Source organism: Rahnella rivi (assembly GCF_019049655.1).
GTDB classification, from domain to species: Bacteria; Pseudomonadota; Gammaproteobacteria; order Enterobacterales; family Enterobacteriaceae; genus Rahnella; species Rahnella rivi.
The window spans coordinates 222,785-246,862 of the sequence record NZ_JAFMOX010000067.1 but is presented as its reverse complement, the minus strand read 5'-3'; the positions used below and the strand labels follow the sequence as shown (position 1 = coordinate 246,862).

The window sequence follows — 24,078 nt, the reverse complement described above, 5'->3', positions numbered from 1 at the left end:
GTCCCTAACCCCACTTATTCCTCAACGTCTGATTTGGTCAATAACAGTATCTGGATTGAGGTAATTTGATGAGTATGAAAGGACAAGAGACACGCGGATTCCAGTCTGAAGTAAAACAACTTCTTCATCTGATGATCCATTCTCTGTATTCAAACAAAGAAATTTTCCTGCGTGAGTTAATCTCCAACGCTTCCGATGCGGCTGACAAACTGCGCTTTCGCGCGCTGTCCACGCCTGAGTTATATGAAGGCGATGGCGAACTGCACGTGCGTCTGGCGTTTGATAAAGAAAAACGCACCCTGACGCTGAGCGACAACGGTATCGGTATGAGCCGCGATGAAGTCATCGACAACCTCGGTACTATCGCCAAATCCGGCACCAAAGCTTTCCTGCAATCTGTCGGTTCTGAGCAGGCGAAAGACAGCCAGCTGATCGGCCAGTTTGGCGTCGGTTTCTACTCTGCCTTTATCGTGGCCGACAAAGTGACCGTGCGCACCCGTGCGGCCGGTGCCAGCGCCGACGAAGGCGTGTTCTGGGAATCTGCCGGTGAAGGTGAATATACCCTGGCGGATATCGAGAAAGCCGATCGCGGGACTGAAATCACCCTGCATCTGCGCGAAGATCAGGACGAATTCCTTGATGACTGGCGCGTGCGCTCCATCATCAGCAAATACTCTGACCACATTGCGTTGCCGGTTGAAGTTGAAACCCGTAACGAAGAAGACGGCACTGTCACCTGGGAACAAATCAACAAGGCACAGGCCCTGTGGACCCGTGGCAAGTCTGAAGTCACCGACGAAGAATACGTTGAGTTCTACAAACATATTTCCCATGACTTCAGTGATCCGCTGAGCTGGAGCCATAACCGCGTTGAAGGTAAGCAGGAATACACCAGCCTGCTGTACATCCCTTCACAGGCGCCGTGGGATATGTGGAACCGCGATCACAAGCACGGCCTGAAACTGTATGTTCAGCGCGTGTTTATCATGGACGAAGCCGAGCAGTTCATGCCGAACTACCTGCGTTTTGTGCGTGGTCTGATAGATTCCAACGATCTGCCGCTGAACGTGTCCCGTGAAATTCTTCAGGACAGCCGCATCACCCAGAACCTGCGCAGTGCGCTGACCAAACGTGTTCTGCAAATGCTGGAAAAACTGGCGAAAGACGACAACGAAAAATACCTGCAATTCTGGAAACAGTTTGGTCTGGTATTGAAAGAAGGTCCGGCAGAAGACGGCGCGAACAAAGAAACCATCGCCAAACTGCTGCGTTTCGCCAGCACCCGCAACGACAGCAGCGAGCAGACATTGTCGCTGGAAGAGTATGTGGCGGGCATGGTGGAAGGTCAGGACAAGATTTATTACATCACAGCCGACAGCTACGCCGCGGCGAAGAGCAGTCCGCATCTGGAACTGTTCCGTAAGAAAGGCATCGAAGTTCTGTTGCTGTCTGACCGCATCGACGAATGGATGATGAGCTATCTGACTGAGTTTGATGGCAAAGTCTTCCAGTCTGTCAGCAAGGCTGACGACACACTGGACAAACTGGCTGACGAAAGCGAAGAGCAGAAAGAAGCGGAAAAAGCGCTGGAGCCGTTCGTTGAGCGCGTGAAAACGCTGCTGGGTGAGCGTGTGAAAGAAGTGCGTCTGACGCACCGTCTGACCGATACGCCAGCCATTGTGACCACTGGTGCCGACGAGATGACCACGCAAATGGCCAAACTGTTTGCCGCTGCCGGTCAGGAAGCGCCTGAAGTGAAATACATCTTCGAGCTGAACCCTGAACATGCGCTGGTAAAACGCGCATCTGATGTGGCTGACGAAGACCAGTTCAGTGAGTGGATCGAACTGTTACTGGATCAGGCGCTGTTCGCAGAACGCGGCACGCTGGAAGATCCAAACCTGTTTATTCGCCGTATGAATACGCTGTTGCAGGCGTAATCTGCTGAAATAAAACTGAAAAGGGCGTCGTGAAAACGAGGCCCTTTTTTTATGGTCGCCCCCTAATCTGCCGCGTTAACCCCAGTGCCCGTAGGGGTTGTTCCTTGAGCAAAAGCGCTCAGAATGGTATGGTTGACCGTTTTTCGAGATTCATAAAAATTACATGCAAGGGGATTTACGCAATGCGTATCATTCTGCTGGGCGCTCCGGGCGCAGGTAAGGGTACTCAGGCCCAATTCATCATGGAGAAATTTGGTATTCCTCAGATTTCTACCGGTGATATGTTGCGCGCCGCTGTGAAGGCCGGAAGTGAGCTCGGCAAGAAAGCAAAAGAGATTATGGACGCCGGTAAACTGGTGACGGACGAACTGGTTATCGCTCTGGTGAAAGAACGTATTCAGCAGGAAGATTGCCGTAACGGTTTCCTGTTAGACGGTTTCCCTCGCACCATTCCGCAGGCTGATGCCATGAAAGAAGCGGGCATCAAGGTCGATTACGTGCTGGAATTCGACGTACCTGACGAACTGATTGTGGATCGCATCGTCGGTCGTCGCGTACATCCGGGCTCTGGCCGTGTGTATCACATCCAGTACAATCCGCCAAAAGTGGAAGGTAAAGACGATGTGACCGGCGAAGACCTGATCACCCGTAAAGACGATCAGGAAGAAACCGTGCGTAAACGCCTGGTGGAATACCATGAGCTGACTGAGCCACTGGTGTCCTACTACGGTAAAGAAGCAGAAGCAGGCAACACCCGCTACGTCAAAATTGACGGCACCCAGCAGGTTTCTGCCGTGCGTGATGAACTTGCGGCTATCTTAAGCTGATTTCCGCTGTACCGGTTCTGTTAACGGGGTGACTTAGGTCGCCCCGTTTGTTTTTACACCATCCCCCGCCAGAAATAGTCACAATTCGCATTGATAGCCATTGCCGTTGTTCCGATCGCCTTTGTTTTCGTTACAATGACGTGCGCTTCTTCCTGAGCTACCGTAAACGGGAGCGCCCATGATTTTTCACTCTGGCTTCAACGCCATCAATTTAGGAAATTCAGCATGACGCAGACCAAATTCGGGGTCCTCCTGGTTAATCTCGGAACACCTGAAGCACCGACGCCTAAGGCCGTAAAAAAATACCTGGGTGAGTTTTTGAGTGATATCCGCGTCGTAGATACACCCCGCCTGCTCTGGTGGCCAATCCTGAATCTGGTGATTTTGCCTTTGCGTTCTCCGCGCGTATCCAAGCTGTACAAATCCGTGTGGATGGAAGAAGGCTCGCCGCTGATGGTTTTCAGCCGTCGACAGCAAAAAGCCCTGGCTGAGCGCCTGCCGGGTACGCCGGTTGAACTGGCGATGAGCTACGGCAAGCCGGGCATGAAAGATCCGATCGAAAAACTGCTGGCGCAGGGCGTGACCAAAATGGTGGTGCTGCCGCTGTATCCGCAATATTCCTGTTCCACCAGTGCCGCCGTTTTCGACGGCGTAGCGCGGGTGCTGAAATCACAGCGCCGTCTGCCTTCCCTGAGCTTTATTCGTGATTACGCCACCCATCCGGTCTACATCTCCGCGCTGAAAGCCAGTATCGAACGTTCTTTCGCGCAACATGGCGAACCGGACCGTCTGGTGTTGTCCTTCCACGGTATTCCAAAGCGTTTTGTGGCGGAAGGTGATGATTACGAACAGCGCTGCCGCGACACCGCGCAGGCGCTGACCGATGCGCTGCAACTGCCGACCGGCAAAATTATGCTGACTTTCCAGTCGCGCTTTGGCCGTGAACCGTGGCTGACGCCGTACACGGACGAAACCCTCAAAGGCCTTCCGGCTCAGGGCGTTAAGTCTATTCAGATTATCTGTCCCGGCTTCGCCTCGGATTGTCTGGAGACGCTGGAAGAGATCAAAGAAGAGAATCGTGAGATTTTTATGCATGCAGGCGGCGAGCGCTTCGAATATATTGACGCCTTAAACGACCAGCCGGAGCATATCGATCTGCTGCAACAACTGGTCACTCAGCACTTCTGATGGAAGGCTGAGCTTTTTGAATTTCCTGAGAACAAGCAATGAAATTTCCTGGTAAGCGTAAGTCAAAACACTATTTTCCGGTCAGCGCGCGTGACCCATTACTGCGTGATTCTATGCTGCAGGCGATGCAGCCGGAATCCGAGGGCGGGGCATCCTATATTGTCGGTATCGATCAGACGATGGTGGATATCGAAGCGCGCGTGGATGAAAGTTTTGTCGCCCGTTACGGTCTGACGCCCGGCGAGTCCAATATTCTTGATGATGACATGTCGGAAGCGCTTTACCAGGAACTGATGGCAAACGCGCTGATTACGCACCAGTTTGCAGGCGGCACCGTGGGCAATACGCTGCACAACTATTCCGTGCTGGCCGATGACCGCTCGGTTCTGCTGGGGGTGATGTGTAACAACGTCAGAATCGGTGATTACGCCTACCGCTACCTGTGCAACACCTCAAGCCGTGTAGATCTTAACTTCCTGCAGGGCGTCGATGGCGCAATCGGCCGATGCTTTACGCTTATCAGCGACACCGGCGAACGTACGTTTGCCATCAGTCCGGGCAAGATGAACGGACTGAAAGCCGAAAGCGTACCGGAAGACGTCATCGCCGGTGCCTCCGCGCTGCTGTTGACCTCATACCTGTTACGCAGCAAACCCGGCGAGCCTATTCCGCAAGCCACCATGCAGGCGATTGAGTACGCGAAAAAATATCATGTGCCGGTGGTACTAACGCTCGGGACGCAATATGTGATTGCAGATGATCCGCAGGCATGGCGCGATTTCCTGCGCGATCATGTCTCGATTCTGGCGATGAACGAAGATGAAGGATTTGCACTGACCGGCATGAAAGATCCGCTGATGGCTGCCGATAAGGCGCTGGACTGGGTCGATCTGGTGTTGTGTACCGCCGGGCCGAACGGCCTGTTTATGGCGAGTTATACCGAAGAAGCGTTCAAACGTACCACGCAGCATCCCCTGCTGCCGGGGGCGATTGCCGAATTTAACCAATACGAATTCAGCCGTGCGATGCGCCGTGAATGTTGTGAGCAACCGCTGAAGATTTATTCCCACATCGCTCCCTACATGGGCGGCCCGGAAAAAATCATGAATACCAACGGGGCAGGCGATGGCGCGTTATCGGCGCTGTTGCATGACATTGCGGCGAACGGTTTTCACCGCACGTCCGTTCCCAATTCCAGCAAGCATTCGCGCGAGTATCTGACCTATTCCTCGCTGGCTCAGGTGTGTAAATACGCCAACCGTGTGAGTTATCAGGTGCTTAACCAGCATTCACCACGTCTGACGCGTGGCCTGCCGGAGCGTGAAGACAGTCTGGAAGAGAGTTACTGGGAACGCTGAGTGAAGCGGGCGGGGTGATCCCCGTCCGGCTTTCTGATTATCCTGACTGCACCTGATTACGGCCTGACGTTTTGGCGCGATACAGCGCGTCATCCACACGTTTAAACAGGCTGGTAAAATCTTCCCCCGCTTCGTACTGCGCCACGCCTACGCTGACTGTCAGCGCAGGCATTTCCGGCTGCGATAACTGCTGCACTCTTTCACGCAGGGCTTCGGCAGCGATCATCGCGCCTTCCAGAGGCGTCAGCGGCAGCAAAATCAGGAACTCCTCACCGCCCCAGCGGAAGACCGTATCGCTTTCGCGGATCCCGGTTTCCAGCGTTCTGGCCAGCATCACCAGCGCATCATCGCCTTTGTTATGCCCGTACTGATCGTTGATCGTTTTGAAATGATCGGCGTCCACCAGCATCAGGCTAAAATTATGTGTCCGCTGCGGATTTTGCGTGCGCGCATTCTCCACCAGCTGCATGAACTGACGACGGTTACCCAGCCCGGTGAGCGGATCACGAAGCGCTGCATGTTCCAGTTCCTGCTCAAGCCGTTTTTGCTCAGTGATGTCGTGAATGATGCACAACATCAGCCGTACTGCGTTCAGTTCCACCGGCCCGGCATAGGTCTGGACGTGGCGCAAATTGCCGTCCGCCAGTTTATGCACGAACGTCAGCGGCTTGTGGCCGCCGGGCAGTCGGGCAATTTCATGCATCACCGGCAATACGTCCAGCCCCATCGCATTGATTTCCCAGGTGTGTTTCATGCAGATTTCGTCGCGCGTATAGCCATAGAAACGGGTGGCGGCCTGATTGGCATCGACAATCTGCCCATTATTGGCGGGATCGATTAACAACATCGGGGCGCTGTTGGTTTGAAAGAAACGCTCATAGAAACCACTTTCATCGCGGCGATAGCGTGTGTTGCTGGGAACGGGTACCGGAACATTGGCGGTGGACGTGTGGGCACCTTCGAACACAATGGCATATTCACTGCCATCCAGCGGTATCGATGATAAGCGGCAGGTCAGTGGAAATGCGCGGCCTTCTTTGTGGATCGTCCAGATTTCGACAATCTGATCGCCCTTCGCCAGATTCGGCAAATAGGCATCGAGAGACTGGTGAGAATGAACGGAAAACTGGCCGTTACGCAGCGGCCCCAGCAGGCTGTTGCCTGCCAGCTTTCTGGCGGCGATATTGGCAAAAAGGATGTGCTGACTTTGCGCCGAAACAACCCAGATCGGCGTACTCAATATGTTTAACGTTTCCAGATGGGGTAACGACATTGCGACGACCGATCAATATGTGGCATAACCACAGAATACCGCGAAATGATCTGATTTGGCGTTTTTTATGTTACAGAGGTAAAAGGGAAAAAAACGGGCAATAAAAAGGGCGCAGCCGCAGGACTGCACCCCTGATTCATTACGTTGTTAAGGCGTCATCACACCGGACAAAATGGCCGTTTCTCGTCTTCGGTCATGATGTCGATCTGCAGCATACCCAGCATGCTGTTGGCGATCTCACGTTCGCCCATCACCACGCGATCGGCGCCGCGTTCCAGAATATAGGTCACTTCGTCATCGTAATGCGCGCGGGCAATAATTTCGATATTTGGCCGTTTGGTACGGGCTGAAGCGACAATTTCTCCGGCTTCGTAACCGTTAGGAATGGTCACCAGCAGCCAGCGCGCGCAGTCGAGACGCGCCAGATCCATGATTTCCTGATTGGCCGCGTTGCCCAGCACCGTACTGATACCTTGTTCGCGCAGCGCTTCAACGCGCGGGCGGGAGTTTTCAATCACCACCAGCGGAATACCGGCGGCCTGAAGTTTCTCACCGAGCAGGCTGCCGACGCGGCCATAGCCGACCAGCAGCGCGTGATTGCACAAATCGAACGGGATTTGCTTCTCGTCTTCCACCGCTTCTTCGACGCTCTGATCTTCGATGGTTTCTGTTTTCGCCAGATATTTTTCCAGCAGCGTAAACAACAGCGGGTTAAACATTATCGACAATATGGCCCCCGCCAGTACCAGATTGCGGCCATGCTCGGAGAGCAGCCCCAGTGAAATCCCAAGGCCGGCAAGAATAAAGGCGAACTCACCAATCTGCGCCAGGCTGACGGAGATGGTCAGCGCGGTGCGTCTTGAGTGCCCGAACATCATCACCAGCAGGAAGGCAGCGATGGATTTACCGAATACGATAATCGCCAGGGTTGCGATCACCGTCAGCGGCTCGCGCACCAGAATCATCGGGTCGAACAGCATGCCCACCGACACGAAGAACAGCACCGCAAAAGCGTCGCGCAGCGGCAGGGTGTCGTGCGCGGCACGCTGGCTCAGTTCGGATTCGTTCAGCACCATCCCGGCGAAGAACGCACCGAGTGCGAACGAGACATCAAAGATTTCAACCGCGCCGTAAGCGATACCCAGCGCCAGCGCCAGAACCGACAGTGTGAACAGTTCGCGTGAACCGGTGCTGGCGGTTTTCGCCAGGATCCACGGTACCACGCGGCGTCCGACCACCATCATCAGCACCATAAACGCGATCACTTTACCGATAGTCACCGCCAGGCCGGTCAGCAGTTCCACCGGGCTGGAGTGATGACTTTCCAGCATACCGCTGAAGGCCGGAAGCAGCACCAGCGTCAGCACCATCACTAAATCTTCAACAATCAGCCAGCCGATGGCGATTTGCCCGCGCTGACTTTCAATAAGTTGCCGTTCTTCCAGAGCGCGCAACAGCACCACAGTACTGGCGGTAGACAGGCAGAGCCCGAACACCAGCCCGGTGGCGAGGTCCCAGCCCATAAGGTGTGATAATCCCATCCCAAGCAGCGTCGCTACCGCGATTTGCGCTACAGCGCCGGGAATGGCTATCGCCTTTACGGCCAGTAAATCTTTCAGAGAGAAATGCAACCCGACGCCAAACATCAGCAAAATGACGCCAATTTCAGCCAGTTCGGGAGCAAGAGAGGTATCAGCAACAAAGCCAGGTGTGAAAGGTCCGGCCAGCACGCCCGCGGCGAGATAGCCAACCAGAGGAGAAATACGTAAACGATTGGCGATCATGCCAAAAAGAAAGGCCAGTACCAGGCCACCGACAATCGTGGTAATCAAGGGCGTAGAATGATGCATTCAGACTCCTTCTGGTGATGCACAAAGCAATGTGTTGCAGATTGTTTCTAAGTTTATGGTAAAAATCGTTCCGGCGTTGAGGAATTTTGGCCTTTTTTGCAGTAAATCCCCCGCAGACAACAAAAAAAATCCCAACGGATGATTTAAATGGGTTTTATCCGACAAAGCTCAAGGGGAGAAGGGGTAAGAAGCCGCCGGCATTTGGGTTGCCGGCAGCGAAAGGCAGGCTATCAGGCGCGGTGATTTTCCAGATTCGGCAGGAAGGCGGTGAATATCCCAAGCAACGGCAGGAAGGCGCAAATCTGATACACCAGCTCAATGCTGGTGATGTCTGCCACATACCCCAGTACCGCAGCGCCCAGACCGCCCATACCAAAGGCCAGCCCGAAGAACAGCCCGGAAACCATACCGACTTTTCCTGGCATTAACTCTTGTGCAAACACCAGAATCGCCGAAAATGCCGAGGCGAGGATCACGCCAATAATCACGCTCAGTACGCTGGTCCACATCAGGTTGGCGTGTGGCAAAAGTAGGGTAAATGGCGCGACGCCGAGAATTGACGCCCATATGACGTATTTGCGCCCAATCTTATCTCCCACCGGCCCGCCGATGATGGTGCCTGCTGCGACGGCAAACAGGAAAACAAACAGGTGAATCTGAGCACTTTGCACCGATACACCAAATTTATGGATCAGGTAGAAGGTGTAATAACTGCTGATACTGGTCAGGTAGAAATATTTTGAAAATACCAGTATCAGCAGAATGCCCAGCGACATTGCCACCGTTTTGCGGGGCAGGACGGTGATGTTCATTTTCACCGGCCCGCGCTTTTTGGCGATCTGATTCTGCTGGCGGTACCACTTGCTGATTTGCAGTAACACCACAATGCCCAGTAATGCCGCCAGTGAGAACCAGGCAACGTTGCCTTTACCGTAAGGCGCAATGATCAGCGCCGCCAGCAACGGCCCCAGGGAAGCCCCGAAATTTCCACCGACCTGGAACAGCGATTGCGCCAGGCCATGACGTCCGCCGGAAGCCATGCGCGCCACGCGGGAAGACTCCGGGTGGAAAACTGAGGAGCCGGTGCCGACCAGCGCGGCGGCCAGCAGAACCACCGGGAAACTCTGCGCGACAGCCAGCAACAGCAGGCCGGAGAGGGTGAACCCCATGCCGACGGGCAGGGAGTAGGGCTGCGGGTGTTTATCGGTGTAATAACCGATCAGCGGTTGCAGCAAAGAAGCCGTGATCTGATAGGTCAGCGTGATCATGCCTATCTGGGTGAAGCTGAGCGAAAACTCATTTTGCAGCAACGGATAAATCGCGAGGATCAGCGACTGGATCATGTCATTAAGCAGATGAGAAACGCTGATCGCCGCCAGAATAGAAAACGCAGTCTTTTTGACTGCGTCTTTCTGCGGGCTGTCCGGCGTTGCCGTATTGTCGGTCATGGCGCGTAAACCTTAATGTTCTGTGCAGAGGGGGCCGGGAGATCAGTCGACTTTGGCGATCTCAGCAAACTGGCCTTTCAGTAACCGGCAAAGATCGCCTGCCGTCAGCTCAATATCAAGCCCGCGTTTACCGCCTGAAACATAAATGGTGGAAAATGTCTGCGCCGGACTGTCGATCACCGTCGGCAACAGTTTTTTCTGCCCGAGCGGGCTGATGCCGCCGACCAGATAACCGGTTACGCGCTGCGCGATGGCCGGATCCGCCATGTCGGCTTTTTTCGCCCCGAGGGCTTTCGCCACCTTCTTCAGATCCAGCATGGACGCCACCGGCGTTACCGCCACGGCCAGGTTTTTAGCGTCTCCGTTCAGGGAAACCAGCAGGGTTTTGTAGACCTGACGCGCATCCAGCCCCAGCTTTTTCACCGCTTCATCGCCGAAGTGGGTTTCGTCGCTGCTGTGCTCATACGAATGAAGAGTGAAGCTGACTTTATTTTTTTCCAGAAGAAGTACCGCTGGGGTCATGATCTTTCATCTCTGATTACTTTTTTGTTCGAAAAATCGTCGGCAGTTCAATTCGATGAAATTTAACAATAAAGTATGATTATTAAGCGAGGGAGAAATAGTAGTGCAATGAATGGTTATTGCCAAGACCCAACACAGGTTGTTACCCTGTGCCCGCCGGTGTCGCGTCCGCGAGGGCAGGCACTGTAGCTATAAAAATAAAATGAAATTCCTCTTTGACTGGCCGGCCTTAAAACCCGGCCATTTTTTTATCCTTTCAGCAGCTCCGGCAGGTTCCCCTCGCCATACAAATGCAGCGCGCCGACGGCCACCACGTAATGTCCCGGCGGCAGTTCCAGCAGCAGTTGCTTCCAGCGAATATTTCGCTGATTCATCAGCACGTCGTAAAGATCGCCGCTGAAAGTGTTCGGCAGCTGATCTAACGCCATCACCGGTTTGGTATCCAGCCACCAGCTGATCATGGTTTGCAGCAGCCGGGCGTTGGTATGCCAGTGCGTCAGCGTATCTTCCAAAAGCCCCAGACCGTCGTCGGGAAGTTGCTGCAACAACGCGAACTGTTCCTGCGGTCCCTCCAGCTCAATCACCGGGGTGTTTTGCAGTTTGGCTTTTTGCAAAAGCTGATAATCAATGCCGTAGTTTCCGCGTAACCCGAGGCGCTGGGCCTGAGTGGCCTGCAACATCAGGGCGACCTGCCACGAGGGCAGCGGATTCAGCGTCCACATCGAGACGCCCAGCTCTTCGCACAGGCGTTCTACGTGCAGATAGTGTGATTCAGGAAGGCGTTCCGCCAGCGGCGGAAACTCACCTGACATCGCAAAAGGAGACTCGGTGCCACTGATATCGGCCTCGACGATCAGCGCATCGGCTTTTTGCAGGCGGCGTAATAACTGCGCGGGCAAAGGCTGCATGTCCTGGGTGCCCATATGAATGCTGCCCACCAGATGTAAAAAGCGGTTGCCGGGAAGCTGAATATCAAGGGCGGGATAGGAATACTCGACGGGGAACAGCCTGCGGAGCCAGCTGAATGCCTGATTGAAAAACTTCGCCATATCGCATGGTCTCCCGAAAAATGAAAGACCATGCTAACGCGTCAGCGGTTGAGCGAACAGAGGAAACGTCTTGTTTTTTAGGCCGGTTTTTTCGGTGTGAACCTTAACAGTCGGTTCGCGTTCGCCACCACAGTGATGGATGACAGAGCCATCGCCGCGCCCGCAATCACCGGGCTGAGCAACGTACCGGTCAGCGGATACAGCACGCCGGCGGCCACGGGTATCCCAATCACGTTGTAGATAAAGGCGCCGAGCAGGTTCTGTTTCATATTGCTCAGTGTGGCCTGCGACATCGCCAGTGCATCGGCAACGCCGTGCAGGCTGGGGCGCATCAGGGTAATTGCGGCGGTTTCAATAGCCACATCGCTGCCACCGCCCATTGCGATGCCGACGTCCGCCTGTGCCAGCGCGGGAGCATCGTTAATGCCATCGCCAATCATTGCCACCTGCTGGCCTTTGGCCTGCAAGGCTTTGATGGCATCAGCCTTGCCTTCCGGCCGCACACCGGCAATCACCGTATCGATACCCGCCTGTGCAGCGATGGCCTGCGCGGTGCGCGGGTTGTCGCCAGTCAGCATCACCAGCTGATAACCGAGCTGATGCAGACGCTGCAAGGCGCTGACGCTGTCCTCGCGCAGCGGATCGCGCAGGGCGAACAGCGCAGCGAGGTGCCCGTCAACCGCCAGCAGAACCGGCGTTGCGCCTTGCGCGGTCATTGCATTGAGCAACGCGTCGGTAACCTGAACGTCAATGCCGTTTTCCTGCATCAGCGCCTGATTGCCCAGCAGCAGCGTTTTGCCTTCCGTTTCGCCCCGCAGACCCAGACCGCCGAGCGTGCGGAAGTTCTGCACGTCGGGAATGGCCTGATCTTGCGCTTTTTCGACAATGGCCTGCGCCAGCGGGTGATGCGATCCCTGTTCCAGCGCGGCAGCAAAGCGCAGCGCCTGAGGCTCGCTGATATCGCCAAACGTATGAATGTCCGTCACTTTCGGCTGGCCTTCGGTCAGCGTGCCGGTTTTGTCGAAAACCAGCGTGGAGAGGGTGCTGGCTTTTTGCAGCGCATCGGCATCACGTACCAGCACGCCAAATTCCGCCGCGCGGCCCACACCCGCAGTAATCGACATCGGCGTTGCCAGTCCCAGTGCGCAAGGGCAGGCGATGATAAGCACCGTCGTCACAATCACCAGCGTATACATCAGCTGTGGCTGAGGGCCAAAGAAATACCAGACAGCGCCGCTGAACAGCGCAATCAGCACCACGGCAGGCACGAAAACGGCAGAGATTTTGTCGGCCAGTTTGCCAATTTCCGGTTTACTGCTTTGCGCCTCGCGCACCAGTTTGATGATGCGCGACAGGGTGGTCTGGCTGCCAATGGCGTCTGCACGAAACAGCACGCTGCCATCTTTTACCAGCGTCCCCGCATGCACTTTTTCACCCTGCGATTTCTGCCGCGGAACCGGTTCACCGGTCAGCATGGCCTCATCCATCCAGGCTTCGCCGCTTTGAATTTCACCGTCAACCGGCACACGATCGCCAGTGGTCAGGCGCAGCGTCATGCCCTGCTGAACCTCGGCCAGCGGCAGGTTTTTTTCACCCTGCGCGGTGACCACGCGGGCCGTGGGCGGCGTGAGATCCAGCAATCGCTCAAGCGCCTGAGACGAACGCTGGCGTCCGCGTTGCTCCAGCGCATGGCCGAGATTGATCAGGCCGATAATCATGACGCTGGCTTCAAAGTAAAGGTGGCGGGCCTGCATCGGGAACGCCTCCGGCCACAGGCAGACGGCGAAGGAGAATACCCACGCCGCGCCGGTGCCGAGCGACACCAGCGTGTCCATATTGGCGCTGCCGTGCATCAGGCTTTTCCAGGCGCTGCGGTAAAAATGCCCGCCCGCGACAACCATGATCACCAGCGTCAGAATGCCGACGATTAACCAGCCAGTCTGACTGGCGTCGGTGACCATCATTTCACCGCCGAGCAGCCCCCACAGCATCAGTGGAATACCGGCGGCCAGACCGAGAGCGGCCTGCCAGCTGAAACGGATCATACTGCTGCGCGCGGTTTGTTGCTGGCGCTCGCGGCGTTTGGTTTCATCAATAATAATTTCAGCGCCGTAACCTGCGCGTTCAACGGCGGCAATCAGCGCTGCCTGATCAACGTCACCGCTGACCAGCGCACTGCGTTCCGCCAGATTGACCCGCGCCCGTTCGACGCCGCTGACGCCTTCCAGCGCCTTCTGCACTTTACTGACACAGCTGGCGCAGCTCATGCCGCTGAGTAACAACTGCACGCTCTCATCAGATGCCGGAACAGATGACGCCGCCGCTGACAGGGGTTCCGGCAAAATGTTCGCCTTATCGGTCAGCGGCTCAGATTTTGGGGAGGCGTCCTCCACAACCTGCGCTTCATAACCGGCGTTAACAACGGCATCGACCAGGCTCTGGCTGCTGGCATCGCCTTTGACGATGGCTTTATCCAGAGAGACTTCAACGGCAGTAGTGCCTTCCACAGCTTCCAGCGCTTTACGCGTTGAAGCCACGCAGTGCCCGCAGGACAAGCCTTGCAGCGATAATACGGTCGTCGTCATGATGAATTTCCTCAGGGTTAACTTCACTAAGGACAGAGGATAAACCTTCCAGCAAGGGGAAGGTCAAGCCTGCATTTTTCGCTTTCGCGTTCTTGTTCATTAACAGTTTATTTAGGAATCTCCCTCTCTGATGGATTATCGTTATCTACCTAACTATATAACGGTGGGTAATAAGGGAAAGATAATGGCAAAGATGCAAACAACGTTTCTGCTGATGGCCGGTTTGCTGGTGGCACAGTCCACACAGGCGGCGGAGGATTTTCGTGTGACGTACGCCGGTTCGATGGGCGTGGTAATGGATAAATTTCTGGGTCCAGATTTTGCAAAGCAAAAAAATGTGAATTATCAGGGACAGGGGCAGGGCGCTTACGGCATGGCAAATCTGCTGGCGTCTAAAAAAGTGGTGGCAGATGTTTTCGTTTCTATCACGCCGGGGCCGGTTGAAATCCTGCAAAAAGCCGGGCTTGCCGGGCAGGCTGTTCCGGTTGCCAGCACCAGCATGGTGATCGCCTACAACCCGAAAGGCAAATACGCCGAAAAATTTACCGCGATTAAAGACGGTAAAGCGGGCGCAGAGCCGTGGTGGAAAGTGTTACAGACGCCGGGGCTGCAATTCGGTCGTACCGATCCGGTCAGTGATCCGCAGGGGCAGAACATCATTTTCACCCTGATGCTGGCGGAAAATTATTACAAACAACCGGGGCTGGAAAAAGCGGTGCTGGGGGATGTGCAAAATCCTAAACAGATTTCCGGTGAAGGCGGATTACTGACCCGCCTGGAAGCGGGGCAGGTTGATGCGGCCTCAGGTTACGAAAGTGCCACTATTTCTGCTCACTTGCCGTACATCAAATTGCCCGATGAAATTAACCTCAGTAATCCGCAGATGTCGAAAGACTGGTACAGCAAGGTCACTTTCAGCGTGAAAGACGCGACCGGAAAAGAGAAAACCCTGAGCACGCAACCGCTGGTCTTCTACGCCGTGGTGCTGAACAACGCCCCGCACCCTGAACTGGCCAAAGAGTTCATCCGCTACCTGCAAAGCGCGGAGGCGCAGCAGCTGTTTAAACAAAATGGCTATGACAAACCGAAAGGCGGAAACCTCTAAGTTGCGCGCGTCAGGTCTGGCGGTTCCCGCGCTGGCGTTGCTGCTGGTGCCGTTTATTACGCTGCTGTTCCTGACGCCGTGGTCGGATTTTCATCTGGCTTACGGCGACAGCCACGCGGTGGCGGTGTCTCTCGGGCTCAGTCTGGTGTCGGTAGGGCTGATTATTCTGCTCGGACTTCCGGTGGCTTACTGGCTGGCAAAAACTGCATCGCGCTGGCGTGTTCTGGTGGAAATGCTGGTGTTGATCCCGCTGCTGACGCCGCCGCTGGCGATGGGGATTTTGCTGGTGTCGGTGTACGGACCTTACGGCTCGGTGGGTGAAATACTGTCTGCCATCGGCATGACCCTCAATAATAATGCGCCAGCTTTTGTGTTGGCGCAGATTTATGGCGCGTTACCCTATTTCATTTTATCCGCCAGAGGTGCGCTGGAAGCCGTGCCGAAAGATGTCGAAGAAGCCGGTAATACGCTCGGTGCCTCACCGTTTCAGGTTTTGGTTCGTCTGACATTACCGCTGGCCTCACGCGGAATTGCCGCTGGCGTGGCGATAGCCTGGGTGCGCGCCATCGGGGAGTTTGGCATCGTGATGGTGTTCTGCTACTTCCCGCAGGGCATTCCGGTCAAAATGTTTATCAACCTGCAAAACGACGGCGTGACGTCGGTCTATTCCCTGTTGTGGATCCTGCTGATTGTCACCTTGCCGCTGCCAATGTGGCTGCTTCTGCGCACTAAAAAACAGGCCATTCATTACCGCTGATTTCTGCGAATGGGCATACCAGGCGTATGATGGTGACCTGTTGCGCAAAACCAGCACGTCGTGGAGGCGAAATGAATATCAGTGATGTGGCAAAAAAAACCGGGCTGACCAGCAAAGCGATTCGTTTTTACGAAGAGAAGGGGCTGGTGACTGCGCCGATGCGTGGTGACAACGGCTATCGCCGCTATGCGCAAAAACACATTGAAGAGCTGACGCTGCTGCGACAGGCGCGGCAGGTCGGGTTCACGCTGGATGAGTGTCAGGAGTTGATCGCGTTATTTCATAATCCGGAGCGGCACAGTGCGGATGTGAAAGCGAGGACGCTGGAAAAGGCCGCAGATATTGCGCGGCATATTGAAGAACTGAACGTGATGCGCCAGCGTCTGCTGACGCTGGCGGAATCCTGTCCGGGTGACGACGGCGCCAGTTGCCCGATCATCGACAACCTCAGCGGCTGCTGCCACACCCGTTAACGGCGATGAGGCTCCACGCGCAGCGTCGCGCCTTCCACGCCGGTGATCATCACTTCGTCACCGACGTTGAGCGGCGAAGTACACACCGCGCGCCAGCTGCTGTCACCGACTTTTACACGGGTGAAGTGATTCTCCGCAGGCTCAATGACGGTGGCATAGGTACCGACCATCTGCTGCCCGCGCTGGTTTAATGAAGCATTGGCACTGTTTTTATCCATGCGCTGGTTGAGCCATTTCCACCACAGCCAGGCTGCGATAACGGTGAGCAGTGCAAAAGCCACACCTTGCCATTCCCACGGCAGGGGCAGGATCCAGGTGATTAACCCTACCAGCGCGGCTGCCACGCCGCTCCACAGTAAATAACCGCTCGCCCCGACCAGCTCAGCCGCCAGTAACAGACCGCCGAGCGACAGCCAGAACAGATGCGGCGTCGCCATCAGGTTTTGCAGCATTATTTTTCGCCTTTTGATTCTTTCAGTAATTCAGCGATACCACCAATCGAGCCCATCAGGCTGCTGGCATCCAGCGGCATCATGATCACTTTGCTGTTGTTGGCAGAACCGATTTTTGTCAGTGCGTCGGTGTATTTCTGTGCCACAAAGTAATTGATGGCATGGACGCTGCCGGCGGCGATGGCTTCTGACACCATTTTGGTCGCCTGGGCTTCCGCTTCTGCCGCACGTTCACGGGCTTCGGCCTGTAAGAACGCTGACTGCCGCTCACCTTCCGCTTTGAGGATCTGCGACTGTTTTTCACCTTCAGCCCGCAGGATCGCCGACTGGCGCACACCTTCGGCTTCAAGAATATCGGCGCGTTTCGTACGTTCGGCTTTCATCTGCGCGTTCATGGCAGAGATAAGCTCTGCCGGTGGACGCACGTCGCGAATTTCGATACGGGTAATTTTTACGCCCCACGGATTAGTCGCTTCATCGACGATATGCAGCAAACGTGCGTTGATGTTGTCGCGTTGTGACAGCATCTCATCGAGCTCCATTGAGCCGAGTACGGTACGGAAGTTTGTCATTGTGAGGTTCACAATGGCCTGCTCCAGGTTGCTGACTTCATAGGCTGCGCGCGCGGGGTCGATCACCTGAATAAAGCAGACGGCGTCGATGGCGACATTGGCGTTATCGCGGGAAATCACTTCCTGAGACGGAATATCCAGTACCTGTTCCATCATGTTGATCCGGCGACCAACGCGATCAACGAAAGGCACCACCAGGTTCAGCCCCGGCATCAACGTTTTGGTGTAACGCCCGAAACGTTCGACGGTCCACTGGTAGCCCTGCGGCACGATTTTGATGCCGGCAAAAACCACCAGCACGGCAAGGACGATCAGGATAAGGATTGGAATGGGAATGAGATCAAACATAGATGAAACTCCTGTAAATTGAGTCCTGAATATTCCGGCTGGAACATCCCGATAAAATATCTCCCTGGCGCACTCACCAAACGGTCAGGCGCATGGCGAATTGTCGCACAATTCAATAAGGCTTCGTATTAATAAAGAAGCTTGCTGTGAATGAACATAATGAAAAGGCCGCGAAAAATCGGCGGCCTTTGAGGAGTGCTGATGTCATAAAGCAGGGTGAATTTCTGCTTCCTCTGTCATCAGAAACTGTATTTCACCTGAGCCATGCCTTCCTGATACTGATATCCCTGCTGATGGCTGCCGGTGTAACTGAGTGTTGCCCGCAGATTCGGTGTGAGTTTCACGTCAACGCCAGCGGAATACTCCGCAATATCACGGCCTAACGTATTGCCGGAAACCGTGAATGGCGTGCCGTCATTGCTGTAGACCTGACTGTCGTTGTCATTCATCAATTCCCTTCGGTAGGTCAGGTTCAGATTCGGAGTGACTTCTTTGCCCGCAACAACATAGGTGTTGGAAACGCTGACGCCGATGTTCGGCTGCACGCTGGTGTAGCGATCGGCGTCACCGCGAACTTTCATCTTGCCGATGACTGAATCGAACATTTCATTATTCGCTGACATGCTTTCATCAAAGCCTGAATAATAAACGTTCAGGCCTTCTATACCGATTTGAGGAACGATGCTCATGTCACCCAACGTCAGCGGTAAGCTGGCGCTGAGGGCCGTGGTTATCGCCTCGGCGGACACTGAGCTTTTACCTTCGCCCAGAGAGATGCCGCTGCGGGTGACCTGACGTGTGGTATCGGTAGGGGAGTGCGTATATCCCAGCGAGCCGGACAGCACGATGTCACTTAATTTTTCGGATGCGAACACATTCACGGCGTAGCGACTGGCAGAAGAAGAGGCGCCGTCGGATGAGAGGTCAAAATCCGAGTAATCGACAGAGACGCCTACGCGGGTGGCGTGACTCTCAATATATCCGCCGATAGAAATGCCATTAATATCAGCACTCAGGCCGGAACTGCCGGAACCCTTGCTGGTGTGCGGCATAATCCACATCGCATCGTCACTGAAGCATTGCCCGGACATATCGCAGCCCGATTTAACGAACGGATTTAATGCCCAGTCCACCTGGTGCAGGCTCCATTGCGTGGATTTCTGCAAACCGATAGCCATCAGTTGCGGGTCATAGGCGTGAATATTCGACGGACGCACGACAAACCTTGGCTGCGGCTTAACATCATCAGTCGGATCGGCAGGGATAAGCGGATCAACGGGGTCAATAGGGTCAATCGGATCGACAGGGATAACCGGATCAGCGGGGTCAATCGGGTCGACCGGATTAACCGGGTCTACAGGATCAACCGGGTTAACAGGGGTAACCGGATCAACGGGGTTAACCGGATTAACAGGATTAACCGGGTTTACAGGATTAACCGGGTTTACAGGATTGACCGGGTTTACAGGATTGACCGGGTTTACAGGATTAACCGGGTTTACAGGATTAACCGGGTTCGCCACTGTCGTCAGGGTCACGCCGTTGGCCGCATAAGTCAGCGACTGACTCATCACGTCGTTGCCCACCTGAAGGTTATCGGCAAACACTCCGGTGACGCCGCCCGCGGCGGTCAGAATTTCATACGCCTGTTCAGTGTATGTGCCTGGTGCGAAGAGCGTTTGCACGTGTCCGGCAAGTTCTGCTATTCCCGTAACGGCAAGTTTTGAAGCACCCAGCAGGGGATCGATATCGATGAACAACGTCGCATCCGCCGTCTGGGTGTATTTGCCTTTAACGTTGAAGGTGTTCCCTGCACCCGCCGGGCGTACAAGGCCGCTGTTGGAGACATTTCCGCCAACCGTGCCGTAACCCTGCAATGTGCCGAAAGGATTAACCTCTATATTTCCGGCTAACTGCGCGCTGGCATGCAGGGCATCACCCACCACCAGCGTGCCGTCTTCAACCACTGTTTTTTGGTTGAACGTATTCACCGCATTGAGAACGACGCTGCCCGTGCCTTGTTTAACGAGGCTGCCGGATGTGCCGCTGATGGCGTTATTGAGGATCAGGTTTTCATCGCTGGCGAACCCTAGGTTCCCGCCGGTCATTTTAATTTTGCCACCGGTTAAGGAGTCGGCATTCGTGAATACCAAATCGCCTGCTTTAATCTCCAGTTCATTCATATAGAGATGATTGTTACCGCTTAATGTGAGTTTGCGGGTTCCTTCTTTAATAATCTTCCCAGCCCCCTGACTCTCCATGCTGGCTGACAATGAGGTGTCCATTTCCGGCAACAGACGCAAAGTACTTTTGTTTTGTATATAAATTTTGCCCGTAAAGGCCGATGTATCGCCAAGTAACCCTACGGAATGACTGCCCGCAATAGTGAGTATCCCTTTGCCCGTCAATGAGCCAAAAATGCGGAACATAATGTTAAATGCGGTGTTGTTTCCCACTAACGTTCCGCTGGTGGCGACATTAATGTCACTACGAAGTTTTGCCCCGCCTCCGCCGCCATTGCCGTTCGTGCCTGAAGCGATGATACCGCCATCGAGTACCAGTGTTTTTGAAGGCCCGGATGTTTGATCCACATCTCGCAACTCGAGGGTGGTTCCGTTTCCGACCGTGAAGGAGCCGGTGCTATGACTTAGCAGACTGTTGTTAGCGTTCCATTCCAGTTTACTTTTATTGAACGTGATATCGCCGTCATCAAAAGCGGATGCGTCTAACCTCGTCAGCGTATTATTGACAGTAAGGTGATGGCCGTTTAGCCGGTAAGAGCCAATGGTTGCTCTGTCCGATGTCCCGTAGAGGGTCATCGTACTGTCATTTTGAAGGTTAATCCCCCCAATGCTGACAGCTCCGGAGTGCGTATTAAGCAAACTGCCAGAATTCAGGGTTAGAGTGTTTTCAATACTGTGGCCATACAGATCGAGCACTGCATCTTTCGCGATGGTCACGGCATTCGTCTTCAGACCAAAGGCATGGCTGCCATTGAGCCGCGTTTTCCCGGCGGTTAACAACGTCTCTCCGCTGAAGGTATTATCCCCGGCCACAATGAGCGTACCGAGCCCCATTTTGTTCAGGTGAATATGGGAACCGGAAATGGAACTGTTCAGTGTGGTATCTGAATTAACCAGAAGATTCAGTGTGGAATCGCTTTGAGTTTGCGAGGAAGTAATTTTTGACAGAGTGCTGCTTTTCTCAATATTCAGGGAAGCAATATGGCCGTTCAGATCGAGAACGCCGCCATCTTCTAACATTACGTGTGCTTTGCCGCCAATCGCCTCATCAACGCCCATTTTCAGGGTCATGTCACTTTTCGCTGAAGCCATATTGCTGGCGTTAAAACCACGCACGTTGACCATGCTTTCCAGATCAGAGGCATGGTTGAGGGTGATAATACCGCCCTGGTTATCTTGCGCATCAATGCTGAGATCGCTGTTTTTATCCAGAGCGCTGTTTATCAGCACATTACCCGTACCTGAGAAGTAATAGCCGTTTTGGGCGGCAATCAGCGGCTGGTCGATCGTCAGCGTCTCGCCTGCCAGCGCACCCAGCGCTAACCGCTCGAAATTGCTGAGGTCGTAACCAAAACGTTGCGCCTGATCGATGTTGATCATCCCGGCAGAATCCTGGGAGATATTTGAGATAAATTTCGAAGTGGCGATCGCGCCGTAACCCACGCTCAGGGTGCCATTGCCGAGGGAATCATCAAAATCACCGATAAGGGTAATTCCGCGCCGCAAATCAATGTCGCCCACCCAGTTGGCGTTGTGACTTTCTATACGAACAATGCCGCTGCTTTCCCCGTTCCCGAGGAACAGCGAGTCTCCCGTTGTGAGGTTGCCTTTGATGCCGACTTCGCCATCACCGCCGCCCAGATAGAATGTATCAGCGCCCGCAGTCAGGTTTTGCCCGAAAGTACCCAGCGACAAATAGCCGCTGCTGCCGATATACAACTCATCCTTCAGGCTCTTCATATCAGCGGCAGAGGTGATTGAACCGCTCAGCGCCAGCACGCCGCGGGATGCAGCAGAAATGGTGTTTAAAATGGAAGCAATGCTGCCGGCGTTGTTGCCTGCATCGAGCACGCCGGTTTTTTCGATGATCCAGCCGTCACGCTGTGTACCCAGGCTGGCGAGGGTGTTGACGATCACGCGGCCTTCTGAAATCAGGCTGCTTCCGGTGAGCGCATTGATGCCGGTGAGAAAAAGGGTGCCTGCACCTTCTTTGATAATCCGGCCTTGCCCGCTTAAATCGGCATTGATTTGTACCCTGAATTTGTCATCAGGCGTCACGCGCAGGGTTGAGTTTTTGGTGGTTAAATTCACGCTGCCGTCTAAATAAGCGCCTTCAAGCACGCCCTGAGCATCGCTGCTCGTCTCACCACGGGAATCGACGATCAGAGTCGATTTATCATCAAGCACAAAACGTCCGCGTGCCGTGGCGTTGCGGGCTACGGTGAAACTGGCATCAGTAAGATTGACCAGGCTGTCGCCCAGATCAAAGCTGGCTTTCTCATACTGGGTCGGATCGATATATCCACCGGCATGCAGCGTCAGCGCGCCCTGAACCGCCAGATTACCGGAGGTGATATCCATTCCGCCGCGTGTATCGATATAGCCTTTCAGTGTCCAGGAAGAATCTTTCGTCGCTGGCGCATACACCAGATGCAGCAGCCCGTCGCTCAGTGAGCCGCCGTCGATGAAGTTCCCGAGGAACGTTTTTGGTCCGCTGCCGGTGAAGGTGAAGGTGGACTGCGCGCCGGATTTGGTGGCGGCAATGGTCGCGCCGTTGTCCATATGGATAATGTCATTCCAGCTCAGCGACTGACCGTAGAGATCAAGGATCCCGCCGCGCGTGCCGAAGCCAACCTGCGTCCCCACCAGCTGATCGGCGGCCCCCAGTCGGACGATAGCCCGTCCGCTGCCGATATGCAGGGTTTTCAGCGCGGAACCGCCCACGCGTTGCAGAATAGTCAGGCCGTCGCCAACATTTAATCCGGCCTGATTATTCCCGTTACCGGCAATAATCAGCGTGCCATCGCCAATTTTACGCCAGATATCGCCGACGCCGCCGGTAAGTAAACTGGTGACGACCGCACCCGCGTTGATAATATAGCCCGCGCTGTTTAACCGGCGGTTATTATCGCCGCCGTCGGAAAGAATGTAATCGGAATTAAAGGTTATCGATCCCGCGCCTAAATTCAGGTTTTTTTCCGTGAGCTGGATAGTGCCGCCCGCGCCACCAAATATAAGGTTCTTGTTACTTTTGAAGTCATTATTGACCAATGCGGAAGCGGCGATATCTGTGCGTATTCCGTGGTAAAGAATATCGTTACCATTGAGCGTCAAATAACCTTCGCCACTTTTACTGTCTTGTGCGCCTGCGTAAATAATATCCGAGCTATTTAACGTGCTAATCGCCGCATCGTTAAAGCTTTCCATGGTGTCCAGCGTCCATTGCGGGGCTGTCCTGAAAAAACTCGTCTTTCCGTAGCCTTTCGTTCCGCCACCAGCCGAGTTGATCGCCACCAGTTTCCAGCTCTGAGATTTTGTATCCCATCCCCATACGCCACTGCCACTGTCACCGCCCAGAGTGCCGACATCAAGAGCGGTCTTCTGCGCTTCTGTCAGCGTTATTCTTAGGTTGTATACCTGGCCATTAAGGCTCACGGTTTCAATGATGTTTGTGCCGCCTGCCATTGGCCCATAACCCAGATCTTGAATCGTATTTTTGTCCAGAGCAACGGCAAAAGTCCCGCCACCCACACGGGCAATAACAAGTCCTTTTTTTATTTGCGACGTATCGGTAAATAATTCTGAAGGGGCCGCATCGGTCACGAGGGTGCGCAAACGTGTAATTTTATAATCGTCAGTTGTCTCCACATCATAAGCGCGTTTGGTCACCTCGTTCATTAAGGTGTAGCTTTCGGCTTTCTCTGCACCGCTGAAAAGGGTGGCATCTAATTGCTGGAATCGTTTGCCGAAAGTGAGATTGTCCGTATAACCAACATGGACAGCAGAGGGGGCGACCTGTGCAGAGATGAGCGTCGAAAAACCGCCATCAGCATTCGAACTGAAATCAGGGATTACGTTAAGCGTACCACTCATGGAACCGTCAATATGATAGACCGGAACGTTGACGGCGCCGGGGAAAAATACGCCACGGTTCTCCGCGTAATCCCGGTAAACCTGAACATTGATATCATCACGCATTAAGGCAGCTGACGCATCACTAATTTGCCCCATGAATAATATTGAAGAAATTAATCCTTTTTTAAACTTCATATAAAAAACTCCATGTAAATAATATTACTCATGCTCGA

General features: G+C 54.3%; 16 protein-coding genes. 7 read left to right on the top strand and 9 right to left on the bottom strand.

Annotation, left to right across the window (positions count from 1 at the left end; translation table 11 throughout):
• Positions 1-74: 74 nt before the first annotated feature.
• The 4 genes from htpG (at position 75) to J1779_RS24210 (ending at position 5,313) form a co-directional block, all read left to right on the top strand.
• Complete coding sequence (gene htpG, locus J1779_RS24225) at positions 75-1,940, top strand: molecular chaperone HtpG (RefSeq protein ID WP_056771993.1); 1,866 nt, start codon at positions 75-77, stop codon at positions 1,938-1,940.
• A gap of 182 nt (positions 1,941-2,122) precedes the next feature.
• Entirely contained in the window at positions 2,123-2,767 is a 645-nt protein-coding gene (adk, locus tag J1779_RS24220) for an adenylate kinase (protein ID WP_056771200.1), read from the top strand.
• 225 nt (positions 2,768-2,992) lie between these two features.
• Complete coding sequence (gene hemH / locus J1779_RS24215) at positions 2,993-3,955, top strand: ferrochelatase (RefSeq protein ID WP_217204981.1); 963 nt, start codon at positions 2,993-2,995, stop codon at positions 3,953-3,955.
• A 38-nt stretch (positions 3,956-3,993) separates the two neighbouring features.
• Positions 3,994-5,313 (top strand): inosine/guanosine kinase, encoded by a 1,320-nt coding sequence (locus tag J1779_RS24210; protein ID WP_056771206.1) that lies wholly within the window; start codon positions 3,994-3,996, stop codon positions 5,311-5,313.
• A 37-nt stretch (positions 5,314-5,350) separates the two neighbouring features.
• Here J1779_RS24210 and J1779_RS24205 read toward each other — a convergent pair whose 3' ends face one another.
• The 6 genes from J1779_RS24205 to copA form a co-directional block, all read right to left on the bottom strand.
• Positions 5,351-6,586, bottom strand: a complete 1,236-nt coding sequence (locus tag J1779_RS24205; protein WP_217204980.1) for a sensor domain-containing diguanylate cyclase — start codon at positions 6,584-6,586, stop codon at positions 5,351-5,353.
• Positions 6,587-6,744: 158 nt separating this feature from the next.
• The gene (ybaL, locus tag J1779_RS24200; protein ID WP_056771213.1) at positions 6,745-8,436 is read right to left on the bottom strand and encodes a YbaL family putative K(+) efflux transporter; all 1,692 of its coding nucleotides are present in this window, start codon (positions 8,434-8,436) and stop codon (positions 6,745-6,747) included.
• Positions 8,437-8,666: 230 nt separating this feature from the next.
• A complete protein-coding gene (locus J1779_RS24195) occupies positions 8,667-9,884 on the bottom strand; it encodes an MFS transporter (protein ID WP_056771217.1) in 1,218 nt (405 codons plus the stop codon).
• 42 nt (positions 9,885-9,926) lie between these two features.
• A complete protein-coding gene (gene ybaK / locus J1779_RS24190; protein ID WP_217204979.1) occupies positions 9,927-10,406 on the bottom strand; it encodes a Cys-tRNA(Pro)/Cys-tRNA(Cys) deacylase YbaK in 480 nt (159 codons plus the stop codon).
• A gap of 248 nt (positions 10,407-10,654) precedes the next feature.
• The gene (locus J1779_RS24185) at positions 10,655-11,455 is read right to left on the bottom strand and encodes a TraB/GumN family protein (protein WP_056771223.1); all 801 of its coding nucleotides are present in this window, start codon (positions 11,453-11,455) and stop codon (positions 10,655-10,657) included.
• Positions 11,456-11,532: 77 nt separating this feature from the next.
• Complete coding sequence (gene copA / locus J1779_RS24180; protein ID WP_217204978.1) at positions 11,533-14,040, bottom strand: copper-exporting P-type ATPase CopA; 2,508 nt, start codon at positions 14,038-14,040, stop codon at positions 11,533-11,535.
• A 184-nt stretch (positions 14,041-14,224) separates the two neighbouring features.
• On the opposite strand from copA, the gene J1779_RS24175 reads away from it, so the two are divergent.
• The 3 genes from J1779_RS24175 (at position 14,225) to cueR (ending at position 16,375) form a co-directional block, all read left to right on the top strand.
• On the top strand, positions 14,225-15,145 hold the full coding sequence (locus tag J1779_RS24175; RefSeq protein ID WP_217204977.1) for an extracellular solute-binding protein: 921 nt from the start codon (positions 14,225-14,227) through the stop codon (positions 15,143-15,145).
• Positions 15,117-15,902, top strand: coding sequence for a molybdate ABC transporter permease subunit (locus tag J1779_RS24170; RefSeq protein WP_122095984.1), 786 nt, complete (start codon positions 15,117-15,119; stop codon positions 15,900-15,902). The genes J1779_RS24175 and J1779_RS24170 overlap by 29 nt, the downstream gene beginning before the upstream one ends.
• A 71-nt stretch (positions 15,903-15,973) precedes the next feature.
• Positions 15,974-16,375, top strand: coding sequence for a Cu(I)-responsive transcriptional regulator (gene cueR / locus J1779_RS24165; protein WP_056771234.1), 402 nt, complete (start codon positions 15,974-15,976; stop codon positions 16,373-16,375).
• On the opposite strand, the gene J1779_RS24160 is transcribed toward cueR, so the two are convergent.
• From J1779_RS24160 to J1779_RS24150, 3 genes are all read right to left on the bottom strand, one after another.
• Positions 16,372-16,827: an NfeD family protein gene (locus tag J1779_RS24160; RefSeq protein ID WP_217204976.1), complete on the bottom strand. Its 456-nt coding sequence runs from the start codon at positions 16,825-16,827 to the stop codon at positions 16,372-16,374. The two genes, cueR and J1779_RS24160, sit on opposite strands and share 4 nt — an antisense overlap.
• Entirely contained in the window at positions 16,827-17,747 is a 921-nt protein-coding gene (locus tag J1779_RS24155; RefSeq protein ID WP_056771239.1) for an SPFH domain-containing protein, read from the bottom strand. Before J1779_RS24155 ends, J1779_RS24160 begins: the two co-directional genes overlap by 1 nt.
• Positions 17,748-17,986: 239 nt before the next feature.
• The gene (locus tag J1779_RS24150) at positions 17,987-23,968 is read right to left on the bottom strand and encodes a S6 family peptidase (RefSeq protein WP_217204975.1); all 5,982 of its coding nucleotides are present in this window, start codon (positions 23,966-23,968) and stop codon (positions 17,987-17,989) included.
• Positions 23,969-24,078: the final 110 nt, after the last annotated feature.